Origin of the sequence: Nocardia sp. NPDC058633, assembly GCF_042717045.1 — a bacterium.
Taxonomy (GTDB): Bacteria; Actinomycetota; Actinomycetes; order Mycobacteriales; family Mycobacteriaceae; genus Nocardia.
In genome coordinates this window covers 39,357-50,858 of sequence record NZ_JBHXRA010000008.1, presented here as the reverse complement: position 1 = coordinate 50,858, position 11,502 = coordinate 39,357, and the positions used below count along the sequence as shown (strand labels likewise).

Annotated in this window: 10 protein-coding genes; 3 read left to right on the top strand and 7 right to left on the bottom strand. The window is 68.2% G+C overall.

Features of this window, described 5'->3' with window-relative positions; all coding sequences use genetic code 11:
- The first annotated feature begins 40 nt into the window (after positions 1-40).
- Positions 41-1,366: a hypothetical protein gene (locus tag ACFWUR_RS12015; protein WP_378905871.1), complete on the top strand. Its 1,326-nt coding sequence runs from the start codon at positions 41-43 to the stop codon at positions 1,364-1,366.
- A gap of 161 nt (positions 1,367-1,527) precedes the next feature.
- Here ACFWUR_RS12015 and ACFWUR_RS12010 read toward each other — a convergent pair whose 3' ends face one another.
- The gene (locus ACFWUR_RS12010; protein ID WP_378905869.1) at positions 1,528-2,616 is read right to left on the bottom strand and encodes a class I SAM-dependent methyltransferase; all 1,089 of its coding nucleotides are present in this window, start codon (positions 2,614-2,616) and stop codon (positions 1,528-1,530) included.
- A gap of 14 nt (positions 2,617-2,630) precedes the next feature.
- Here ACFWUR_RS12010 and rfbC point away from each other — a divergent pair, with 14 nt between their 5' ends.
- The gene (gene rfbC, locus ACFWUR_RS12005; RefSeq protein WP_378905867.1) at positions 2,631-3,194 is read left to right on the top strand and encodes a dTDP-4-dehydrorhamnose 3,5-epimerase; all 564 of its coding nucleotides are present in this window, start codon (positions 2,631-2,633) and stop codon (positions 3,192-3,194) included.
- Here the strand turns inward: rfbC and ACFWUR_RS12000 are convergent.
- From ACFWUR_RS12000 to ACFWUR_RS11985, 4 genes are read right to left on the bottom strand one after another with little or no spacing between them, the layout of a single operon-like run.
- On the bottom strand, positions 3,172-4,206 hold the full coding sequence (locus tag ACFWUR_RS12000) for an NAD-dependent epimerase/dehydratase family protein (RefSeq protein WP_378906356.1): 1,035 nt from the start codon (positions 4,204-4,206) through the stop codon (positions 3,172-3,174). The two genes, rfbC and ACFWUR_RS12000, sit on opposite strands and share 23 nt — an antisense overlap.
- A 2-nt stretch (positions 4,207-4,208) precedes the next feature.
- Positions 4,209-4,859 carry a PIG-L deacetylase family protein gene (locus tag ACFWUR_RS11995; RefSeq protein WP_378905865.1) on the bottom strand — a complete coding sequence of 217 codons (651 nt, stop codon included), beginning with the start codon at positions 4,857-4,859 and terminating at the stop codon, positions 4,209-4,211.
- A complete protein-coding gene (locus tag ACFWUR_RS11990) occupies positions 4,856-5,632 on the bottom strand; it encodes a glucose-1-phosphate cytidylyltransferase (RefSeq protein WP_378905863.1) in 777 nt (258 codons plus the stop codon). Before ACFWUR_RS11990 ends, ACFWUR_RS11995 begins: the two co-directional genes overlap by 4 nt.
- Before the next feature lie 8 nt (positions 5,633-5,640).
- On the bottom strand, positions 5,641-6,906 hold the full coding sequence (locus tag ACFWUR_RS11985) for a methyltransferase domain-containing protein (RefSeq protein WP_378905861.1): 1,266 nt from the start codon (positions 6,904-6,906) through the stop codon (positions 5,641-5,643).
- 487 nt (positions 6,907-7,393) lie between these two features.
- On the opposite strand from ACFWUR_RS11985, the gene ACFWUR_RS11980 reads away from it, so the two are divergent.
- On the top strand, positions 7,394-8,893 hold the full coding sequence (locus ACFWUR_RS11980; protein WP_378905859.1) for a sugar transferase: 1,500 nt from the start codon (positions 7,394-7,396) through the stop codon (positions 8,891-8,893).
- A gap of 60 nt (positions 8,894-8,953) precedes the next feature.
- On the opposite strand, the gene ACFWUR_RS11975 is transcribed toward ACFWUR_RS11980, so the two are convergent.
- Positions 8,954-10,585, bottom strand: a complete 1,632-nt coding sequence (locus ACFWUR_RS11975; protein WP_378905857.1) for an ABC transporter permease — start codon at positions 10,583-10,585, stop codon at positions 8,954-8,956.
- A complete protein-coding gene (locus ACFWUR_RS11970) occupies positions 10,582-11,502 on the bottom strand; it encodes an ATP-binding cassette domain-containing protein (RefSeq protein WP_378905855.1) in 921 nt (306 codons plus the stop codon). The genes ACFWUR_RS11975 and ACFWUR_RS11970 overlap by 4 nt, the downstream gene beginning before the upstream one ends.

Genomic DNA, 11,502 nt, shown 5'->3' with positions numbered 1-11,502 from the left:
TCGGGATGCGGGACCACGCCTACCTGGTTAGCCTGACGAAATGAACCGTGTTGCCGGGGCAGACGAGTCATATCTACTGGCGCAGGACCTGTTCGGCTGGTCGGCGCCCATCCAGTATGCCTGGGTGTTCGGTAGCGAGCCCGAGCTCGCGGAACTCGAACGGTTCGGCGAGCAGTTGGCCGCTGGGTCGTTGAGCCGCAAGATGATTCGCGCCGTGGTTCCGTTCGCGCGACACCGGTGGGTGCGTTCCCCGCATCCGCCCCTGCTGTGCGTCGAGCCGAATTCGATCGCCGATGCCGACATCGGCGCATGGGCGGATCGCACTCTGCGTACCGCCGACCTGGATCCCGTAGGCGGTCGGGGATGGCAGTTGGTCGGGGTGCGCACCGACTCGGGCAGGTTCGTGCTCTCGCTGCTGATCTCCCACATGGTCGCCGACGGTCAGGGCCTCTACAACGCACTGGCGGCAGCCCACGCGGGCAGTTCTGCGAGCACCCTGCCCCTCGAAGCCGAGGTACTGGCCAGGCCCCGGTGGCGAGCCGACACACGGGACGCCCTCGCTCAACTCGGTGCGGCGGCCGCGGCGGCTCGGGTGATCGGCGCTGAACTCATCCGCACTCGCAACGACCGCCCTCCGGCCGCGAAGCGGACGCCGCGCACGATCGACCCGGCGACCGACGGCCCTGGCACCACCCTCGCGATCGTCGACGTCGATCGCGCCCGCTGGGCCGAACGAGCGCGCCGGTTCGACGGCACCGGAAATACGCTGTTCACCGCGATACTCGGCGGTCTGGTGCAGCGCTCCGGCTATCCAGTGGGGCCCGACGGGCTGCGGGTCTGCATCGCGGTGAGCAACCGAGAAGAGGGCGACGACCGCGCCAACGCATCCGGCGGAGTGTGGATCCGGGTGCCCGACGAGATCTCGCCCGAGGCGGGCCTGCGGGAAATCAGAGCACTGAGCAAAGCGGCGTTCACCCGTTACGCGACGTCCGGTCAGGACAAGCTGACCGACAACCTCCAGCCGGTCGTGCGTCTGCTGCCCAACGGCGTGATCAGGAAGATGATGCGCTCGATCGCAGGCCCCGACACCACCGTCTCCAACCTCGGTGCGGCCCCGGACAGCGCCATCGAGATCGGTGGTCGGCGCGCCGAATCCTTCGCCATCCGCGCGATCATGCAGGGACGCGACGCTGCCGAGCGTCGCCGTCAAGGCCCCGCCGTCGCGGCGTGGGCTGTCGAGTACGACGACAAGCTGACCATCACGTTCTTCGGCATCCACCCCGACTACTTCGGCGACCAAGCTGAACTCCGCGGCCATATCGCGGCAGAGCTGGATGCGTGGGGCCTGGTCGGCACCCCGTGGTGACGACCAGGCCGCCCGGGGTTCAGATCGAGCAGTGGAAGCCCGAAAGGCCCAGTACGCCTTCGGCTCCGGAGATTTCACCACCGGCGACCTCGACCTCCTGGATGCCGGGGCCGAAGCCTGCGGCGAGATGCCCGCGCGTGGGATAAGGCCGTCGAGGGTGACTATGGCCGACGTGGGCCCCCGGGGTCGTCGATCATCCATCGGCCGTCCAGTGCGGGCAGTCGGTCGCTCACTTCGGCGAACAGGTCCGGCAGCGTCAGCAGCACAAGGTCGGGTTCGGCGGCGACCAGGTCGGTGGGGGAGATGATGGGCACATCGGTGCCGGGCATCCGACGGCCCTGTTTACCGGGCGAGGCATCGGCGACAGCGGCGAGCAGGCCACGGTGCGCGCCCGCCATGCTCAGCAGGGCAACCGCCCGAGACGCGGCACCGTAGGCGAAGACTCGATGATGGTGTGCGGCACCACTTTCCAGCCATGCGCGCAGGGCGCGGACATGGCGGTCGACCATGGCTTGCAGCTCGGAGGTGGAGCGCAGCGCATCGGCTTCGGTCGCGAGCAGGTCGTCGACCGTAGCGTCCGGAGTGTGCTCGCCGTGGCGCACCGCGACCAGCACGGTGCCGCCGTAGAGGTCGAACTCCCAGGCGGTGACCACACTCATTCCCGCAGCCCGCAGCAGGGCGCGCAATGTGGACAGGGAGTAGTACGCGAAGTGTCCGTGTCGCAGAGCGTTCCACTGGCCCTGCGCGACGATGGCAGCCAGGGAGTGGTACTGCACGAGCAGCACACCATCGGGGGCCGTCGCCGCGGCACGTGCCGCGAAGGCCGCCCGCTGATCGGGTTCGTGCATGATGCCGAAGCAGTCGAGCACCACATCGGCCGGTCCGTCGGTGTTCTCGGTGAAGCCGCGGGCGGCGAGCAAGGGCAGCCAGGTGCCGCCGTGTGGGCTGCCGAATTCGGTGACCGTCGAACCGTGCAGCAGTCCGGCGGCGTGCACCAGACCCACCGCCTCGGCGGCCTGCTCGCGCAGTGCCCGCGGTTCGATGCCGCGGGGTTCGGCGGTGACGGTGTCGTCGTCGGCGAGTTGGGCCAGTCCGCATGCTGTGCACTGGTCCATCCGCAACGGATGGCCGGACTCGGTGGCGGCGATCGGAGTGTCACGTGGCGGAAAGTGGTCCGCCGCCGGGACCGATCCCAGGTCGAGTACGGGAGTGAGCGCTGTCTTCGCGCAGCCACGGCATCGGCGGGTCATGGCAGGATGTCCTCGTGCGTATCGAGCGGACCGAATTGGCCGACGTGGTGGTACTCGTTCCCGAACCGTTCCGGGACGAGCGTGGGTTGTTCACCCGCACTTTCGACGCGGGAGAGTTCGACGCCCATCTCGGGGTGCCGGGCGCGGCGGCGAGCTTCGTGCAGGATTCGCAGTCGCGGTCGGTGCGCGGGGTGATTCGTGGCATGCACGGTCGCGGCGGGCGCGGCGAGGCCAAGCTGGTGCGTTGCGCACACGGAGCCGTCCACGACGTACTCGTCGACATTCGTCCGGGTTCGCCGACTTTCGGTGCGCGCCAAGCCTTTCGACTCGACGACGAGCAGTTCCACCACTTGTACGTGCCGCCGGGTTTCCTGCACGGATTCCAGGCACTCACCGACATCGCCGACGTCTGTTATCGCATCGACCGTCCGCACGATCCCACCGAGGACCTCGGGGTCGCCTACGACGACCCCGAGTTGGCCATCGACTGGCCACTGCCCGTCGGCCCGGTCTCCGCGCGCGACGCGCGAGCCGGGAGCTGGCCCGCGCTGCTGGCTACGCTGACGCCGACGCACTGATCCGGCGCAGCTGCGCGTCGAGCACCCCGGAATCGCACAGGCCCTGCAGATGTGGCAGCCGGGTGAACCGGCGGAAGAACGCCTCGGAGGTGAGCCCGCGCGCGGTGTACTCGGTGCACAGTTCGGCCGCACCCGCGGGCACCGTCCACTGCGCCTCGAAGCCGAGAACCGCACGCGCGTAGGAGAAGTCGACCCGGTAGGACCGCGGGTCGGCGCCGCTCTCGCCGGTGATCAGCAGACGTGAGCCCGGCACCGCCTCGACCACCGAGGCGGCGATCTCGGCGACGGTGAGATTGTTGACCTCGGTGCCGATGTTGAACGCCCGGCACGAGACATCGGCGGCGGGTGCGGTGAGACAGGTGGCGAATGCGGCGGCGATATCGGCGGCGTGGACCAGGGGGCGCCACGGGGTGCCGTCGGAGAGCACCTTCACCTCGCCGGTGAGCACCGCGTAACCGACCAGATTGTTGAGCACGATGTCGGCGCGCAGTCGCGGCGAGAACCCGAAAGCGGTGGCGTTGCGCAGGAATACCGGAACGAAGTCGTCGTCGGCGAGGGCGGCCACATCGTCTTCGACGCGTACCTTGCTCTCGGCGTACGGCGTGATCGGGCGCAGCGGAGCGTCCTCGGTGACGAGGTCGGCGCCGGCGGCACCATAGACCGAGCAGGTGGACGCGTAGAGGAACCGGGTGACCCCGGCTTCCTTGGCGAGGCGGGCCAGGCGCACCGACGCGTGGTGGTTGATGTCGTAGGTGATCTCCGGCGCCAGGGCGCCGAGGGGATCGTTGGACAAGGCGGCGAGATGGATCACCGCGTCGAAGCCGCGTAGCTGATCGACGCTCACCTCGCGCAGGTCCACCGCCAATCCTTCGGGATCACCGGCGAATTCGCCGAGCAGGCAGTCGGCGAAATAGCCGACGTCCAGGCCGGTGACCCGGTGGCCCGCCGCCAGCAGCACCGGCACCATCACGGTCCCGAGATAGCCCTGGTGTCCGGTGACCAGTACCCGCATGTTCACGTCTGTTCCCATCTGATGATCGCTTTGTCGAGCACGAAAGCCTCGGCATACGGTGCGTGGCACTGCACGCCACGCATCCGGGCCAGCCCGAGGAAGGCTTGTTCGTCGAACCAGTCGCGGCCGGTCTGCGACGGATAGTGATCGTGGAGCAGTCGTGACTTCTGTTGGGCCAGTGCATGACTCAACGGGTGGTAGAGCGTGGGCGTCGGGGTGTCGGTCTCCCATTTGAGGATCTCGTAACCCAGGGTCAGGTGATCGCGGAACTCGGTGGGCACCAGTTCGGCGAGCAGGCGGTGGTCCTGGTGGGCGTCGCCACGATGCGGTGCGAACACCACCTCGGGTTCGCCGCCTCGACGAAACGCCGCCAACGCGTCCTTGATCCGGTCCCAGTGCGCCGGTGCGCGGCCGTCGGGGATGTCGAGAACTCGCAGCTCGGGCTTGGTGCCCGAGCAGAACGCGGTCAGCGCTGCCCGCTCCTCGTCTTCGCGTGCGGTACCGCCGCCGGAGAGCACCAGCGCCCGCACCTCGACCTCGGGGTCGGCACCGGTGAGCGCGAGCAGTGTGGCGCCCATACCGATCGCGATGTCGTCGCAATGTGCGCCGAGCACCGCGATCCGGCGCGGCGGGCGGGTGAACAGTCCGATCACTGCCGGTCCCACACCATCCACGGCCGAGCGCCGTTGCGGTAGGCGTCGTCGAGTTCGGCGCGCTCCTTGAAAGTGTCGGCGGGCTTCCAGAAGCCCATGTGCTGATACCCGAAGAGCCTGCCCTGCCCGGCGAGGGCACCGCACGCGTCGGCCACGAGATCTCCGCCCGGCGGCAACAGATCGAAGATCTCTTGGCTCAGCACGAAGTAGCCGCCGTTCTCCCACAGGGGCATCTGCGCCACCGGCACGATCTCCTTCACCTCGCCCGTCGGTGAGATGTCGACGCAGTGGAACGAGGACTGCGGCGGCACTACCATCATCGACGCGGCCGCACCCGAGGCGTGGAAGCGTTCGATCATGGTGTCCAGCGGCGCGTCGGTGAGAACGTCGGCGTAGTTGGCCAGGAAGTGCTCGTCGCCGTCGAGGTGCTCGCGCACGCGGCGCAGGCGCTCCCCGATCGCGGATTCGACGCCGGTGTCGACGAAGGTGATCGACCAGTCGCCGATATCGCTGCCGAGCAACTCCACTTCACCGTTGCGGATGACGAAGTCGTTGGACGCCGACTCCTGGTAGGTGAGGAAGAAGTTCTTGATGTGTTCGGCGCCGTAGCCCAGACACAGCACGAATTCCTTGTGGCCGTAGTGCGCGTAGTAGCGCATCACATGCCACAGCAGTGGACGCGGGCCGACCAACTGCATCGGCTTGGGGACGATGTCGTCGGATCCGCCGCGCATGCGCATGCCGTATCCGCCGCAGAACAGCACGACCTTCATCGGTTCGTTCACCTTCGTTCGGAGTGTGCGCCGGCCGCGACCGGCTCGCTGATCGGGGTGCCGCGATGCAGCACAGGCAGCGGATAGATCAGTTCGCCACCCCACTCGCCGACTTGGCTGAGCTGGGCGGTGATCTCGGTTTCCAGATTCCACGGCAGCACCAGCACCACATCGGGCCTGTCGGCGTCGATGCGCTCCGGCGAATGGATCGGGATCCGGGTACCGGGGGTGTAGCGGCCGTGCTTGTAGGGATTGCGGTCCACGGTGTACTCGAGCAGGTCGGGCCGGATACCGCAGTAGTTGAGCAGCGTGTTGCCCTTGCCCGGGGCGCCGTAGCCGACCACCCGCTTGCCTGCCTCACGGCAGTCGAGCAGGAAACGCAGCAGTTCCTGGCGCACCGATGCGGCGCGAGCACCGAGCGCGGCGTAACCGGCGGGCTCGTGCAGGCCCGCCGCGCGCTCGAGGTCGAGGACCTCGCCGACCCGGGCGGTCGGTTCGGCGACGGCGTCCGGGCGGGCCCACAGCCGAATCGAGCCGCCGTGCGTGTCGAGCCGCTCCACATCGACAACGGTGAGGCCGGCGACGGCCAGCGCGCGCTGCGCGGAATGGACCGTGTAGTACTGGAAATGCTCGTGATAGATGGTGTCGAACTGGCCGAGCTGGACCAGGTTCAGCGCGTGGTGCACTTCGATGCTGCACCAGCCGTCATCGCTGAGCAGGGTGCGCAGCGCGTGGGTGAAGCCGCGCAGGTCGGGCACGTGGGCGTAGACATTGTTGGCGACCACCACATCGGCCGGACCGTGCTCGGCACGAACCCGTGCGGCCGATTCCGGTTCGAGGAACGCCGTTTCCGTCGGCACGCCGACCTCGCGGGCCGCCCGACCGACGTTGACCGAGGGCTCGATACCGAGGCAGCGGATGCCGCGGGCCACCGCGTGGCGCAACAGGTAGCCGTCGTTGCTGGCCACCTCGACGACGAACGAGTCGGGACCGAGGCCGAGCCGCTCGGCGGTGGTGGCGACGAACTGTTCGGCGTGGCGCACCCAACTGTCGGAGAACGAGGAGAAATACGCGTACTCGGTGAACGTGTCCTCGGGAGTGATCAGCGCGGGAATCTGCAACAGCAGGCAGTCCTCGCACAGGCGCAGATGCAGCGGATAGGTCGTCTCCGGCAGATCGAGCTCGTCGACGGCGAGGAAACTCTCGCACGGTGGGGTGGCGCCCAAGTCGAGCACGCTCGTGAGCCGTTCGGATTCACAGAGTCGACACTGCACGCGGAGCCCCATCTTCTTACATGTTCACCAAAAGCTGTCACGGCTCGTGCCGGTCATGCCGGAAGTCGGACCGGCGGGCTCAGACGTTACAGCGGTCGGGCACTTCGGGGCGTCCTGAATCAAAACGGGCATAAGTAGTTTCGTGATAAATTCCGAAGGCCGACCGGGCCGAACCAGCACCGGCTAATTTCCGGCGAGGGCGACCATTGCTCATTAATCTGTGATGCCGATCACTGGCGAAAGTGATTGTCCTGCATTCATATCGAAAGGCGATTGCCGCGCTGTGATAGCTCTGCGATTGCGCTGTGGTGTGGCTAACTTCTGGAAGCCGTTGTGGCGCTGAGGGTTCGGCAAGAACCCCTGCTAGGGGTCTGTAACAATCAGCGGGCGGGTATCGAATCGACGGGAAGTAGGACGGCCGCAACGGCCGCGTTCCGATCGATGGGGATCGGAAAACGATTCGTCTCCCGAAGGGGAGTGTGGGTTCATGAGCTACGAGCTCACCGGTAGTGGCGACGTCGATGTTGTCAACGGTGTCCAAGTGCTGCGCCGTACGCAGCGCGAGAGTTGGCAGACCGCATTGGTCCAGCGTTTGGTGGTGACCGATGTGGTCGCGGTATTCGGCGCTGTCGGTGCGGCGCAGGTGATCCGCTTCGGCGGGCCGGCCGCACCGCCGCTGGCATGGCCGCTGCCCTACGAGGTCGGCTACTCCGTGGTGTCGCTGGCCTTGGCCGCCGGGTGGCTGGCGCTACTGCACGCGTACGGCAGCCGAACGCCCCAGGTGGTCGGCACCGGCACCGAGGAGTTCCGCAGGCTGGTGTCGGCGACCCTGCGACTGTTCGGTGTGCTCGCGATCCTCGCGTTGTTGTTCCGGGTCGAAGTCGCACGGGGTTACCTCGCCATCGCGTTGCCCGCCGGACTGCTCGCGCTGGTCGCGGGACGTCTGGCGTGGCGCTGGCGATTGCGCCGGTGGCGCGCCCAGGGGCGGTGCCATACGGCGGTCCTCGTCGTCGGTTCGCCCGAGGCCGCGCAGGCCATGGCGTCCGCGTTCACCGGTGATCCCGGCTCGGGATATCGCGTGGTCGGGGTGTGCGTGCCCGCGGGATCGCCCGGCCCACAGTTCGATACGACCGAGGGGCCGTCGGTACTCGGCGACGATCGCTCGGTGCTCGAGGCGGTGCGCCGAAGCGGTGCCGATTCGGTGGCCGTGGCCGCCACCGATCATCTCGGGCCCGCCGAATTGCGTCGGATGGCCTGGGCGTTGGACCCACTCGGCGTCGACCTGATCGTGGCGCCCGGTGTCGTCGACATCGCGGGAGCGCGGTTGACCAACCGGATCGTCGCGGGGATGCCGATGTTGCATATCGACCCGCCGCGCTACGGCCGGGCCAAGTCGAGCCGTAAAGCGTTGTTCGACTTGTGTTTCGCCGTCACCGTGCTGGTACTCATCGCGCCGATGCTGGCGGCCATCGCGATCGCGGTGAAGATGACGAGCGCGGGGCCGGTGTTCTACCTGTCGGAGCGGATCGGGCGCGACGGCATTCCGTTCCGGATGATCAAGTTCCGCAGCATGCTCGTCGACGCCGACAGCGCGGTCGAGGTGCTCATCGAGCGGCACGGGGGAAATCCGCTGTTCTTCAAGGTCAAAGACGATCCCCGGGTGACCGCCGTCGGCCGGTTCCTGCGCAAGTACAGCCTCGACGAGTTGCCCCAGTTCTTCAACGTGGTGCGCGGGGACATGAGTGTCGTCGGTCCGCGGCCACAGGTGCAGCGGGAGGTCGACAGCTACGACGGGGAGATGCGAAGGCGGTTGCTGGTGAAGCCGGGTGTCACCGGGTTGTGGCAGGTCAGTGGACGATCTGATCTGTCGCCGGAGGATTCGGTGCGACTGGACCTGTCCTATGTCGAGAACTGGTCGATGGTGCTGGATCTGGCGTTGATCGCGCGCACGGTCGGGGCGGTCACCCGCGGCGACGGCGCCTACTGAGGCCGGGACGGCGAGTGGATCTCACCGTCCCGGCTCGGCCGGGGTTGATCCCGCGACCGGTCAGCGCAGGTCGCGTCGACGAAATGCGCTGAGCCCGAGCAGGATTCCCGCTGCCGCGAGGGCGCTCAGATAGGCGACCGGGGCGATATCGAAGGGCGCGCCGGGCAGCTTCGGTGGATGAACGAAGGGGACCAGATCGAGGATCCACTGTGGAAAGGTGCCGAGTGAGCCGAGCAGAAAGATCACGATCATCGCGCTGAGCACGCCCCAGGCCAGCGACGCGTACCTGGGAAGCGCGCCGAACAGCAGCATCGCGATGGCGGTGACCACCCACACGGCGGGAAGTTGGACCGCGACCGCGCCCACGGAGTGAGCGAGCTTGCTAGCCATGTCGCCTTCGGTGGCGCCCCAGACGATGCCGATCGCGAGTCCGGCGGCCAGCAGCGCCACGGCGGGCCCGGCGATCGCGAACAGCAGGTGGCTCGACGCGTACCGCACGCGCCCGACAGCCGCTGCCAGGACCGGCTCGGCGCGGCCCGAGTTCTCCTCGTCGTGCAGCCGCAGCACGGCCGACACCGAGTAGGCGGCGGCCGCGGCGGCCAGCATGGTGACGGCGTAGGCGATGAACGATTTCTCCAGATCCGCCGACCCGCCCAGCGAGGTGATCACGTCCTGCATCGTGCCGCTGTCGTCGAGCATGCCGCCGATGCTGTTCACCGCACCACCGATGAGCAGACCGTACAGCGCGAATCCGGTTGTCCAGGCGAGCAGCGAACCCCGCTGCAATCGCCAGGCCAGTCCCACCGGTCCCGTCAGCGCGGCGCCGGCCGCCGCAGGTCCGGGGCGGTCGGCCAGCAGCCCTGCCCCGATATCGCGAGTCCGCAGCAACCGATAGGCGATCAGTGTCGCCCCCGCGCCGAGGGCGGCAGAAGGCAGCAGAACCCACCAGCGTTCGTCGGCGAACGGACGGATCTGCAGGCACCACCCCAGCGGCGAAAACCAGGACAGCACACCATTTCCCGCGTCACCGACCGCGCGAACCGCGAACGCCGCGCCCAGCAGACCGAGCGCGATGCCACGGGCGAGCCGGGCTCCGGTGCTCACCTGAGCGGTGACAGCGGCCACGGCACCCCACATGACACCCGACGCGGTCAGCGCGGCACCGAAGGCGACCGAGCCCGCGACGGGTAGGCCGGTGGCCATCAGTGAAGCGACACAGGTGATTCCGGCCACTGCCGACGCGCCGAAGGTGAGCAGGATCGCTCCGGTCAGGCCGGCGAACCGGCCGATGCTGGTGGCGCCCACCAGTTCCGCGCGCCCGGTCTCCTCCTCGACCCTGGTGTGGCGAATGATCGTGAGTACCGCCGCGATCGCGATCATCGCGTACATCGCCCCGGCTTTCCAGGTGCCGATGGAACCCAGTGCCGAACTGAAAACCGGTCCGTACATGGCGATCAGCGCGGGGCTCGCCGCCGTGGTCGCCGCGAACTGGTCGAGTTGTGCTCCGGTGGAATAGATGTCCTTCATCGAGACGATCTGCAGGGCGGGCATCGATCCGATCAGCAGCGACCACAGCGGCGCCACCACCCGGTCGCGGCGCAGGTACAGGCGCAGCATCTGGCCGGTGCCCGCGAATTCGCCCGCGGTGCGCGAGGTCGCCGCGACGCGCGCACCGGCGGCGATGGCGGTCATGCGTGCACCTTCTCGGCGGTGTCGACGTGGTAATGGCGCAAAAACAGCTCCTCGAGCGTCGGTGGCGCACTGGTCAGGCTGCGCACGCCCGCGTCGCCGAGAACCCGGATCAGGTCGCCGAGATGGTCGGCATCGACCTCGCAGCGAAGGGTCGAGCCATCGCGTTCGACATCGGCGACGCCGGGCAGCGCGCTCACGTCTCCGGGATCGCCGATCAGGTCGGCGGTGATGGCGGTGCGGCTGAGGTGGCGCAGGTCGGCGAGCGAGCCGGATTCGACGGTGCGGCCGGCCCGGATGATCGTCACCCGGTCACACAGGTGCTCGACCTCGGACAGGATGTGGCTCGACAGCAGCACTGTCGCACCGCGTGCCGCGGCGTCGCGCACACAGTCCTGGAAGACCCGCTCCATGAGCGGATCGAGACCCGAGGTCGGCTCGTCGAGGATCAGCAGGTCGGCGTTCGCCGAAAAGGCCGACACCAGAGCGACTTTCTGCCGGTTGCCCTTCGAATAGGTGCGCGCCTTCTTGGTCGGGTCGAGTTCGAAGCGTTCGATCAGCTCACCGCGGCGCGCGTCGTCGTGGCCACCGCGCATGCGGGCGAGCAGGTCGATCGTCTCCCCACCCGACAGCGACGGCCACAGCGTGACATCCCCGGGGACGTAGGCGATCCGGCGATGCAGGTCGACCGCGTCGGTCCACGGGTCGCGGCCGAAGACCTCGGCTCGGCCACCGCTCGCGCGCAGCACTCCGAGCAGGATTCGCAGGGTGGTGGACTTGCCCGCGCCGTTGGGGCCGAGGAAGCCGTGGATCTCGCCGGTGGCGACGTGCAGGTCGAGTTCGTCGAGCGCGGCGAAGCGCCCGAACGTCTTTCGCAGGTCCGCGACGTCGATGACCCGGTCGGTGGTGGGGGTGGGCAT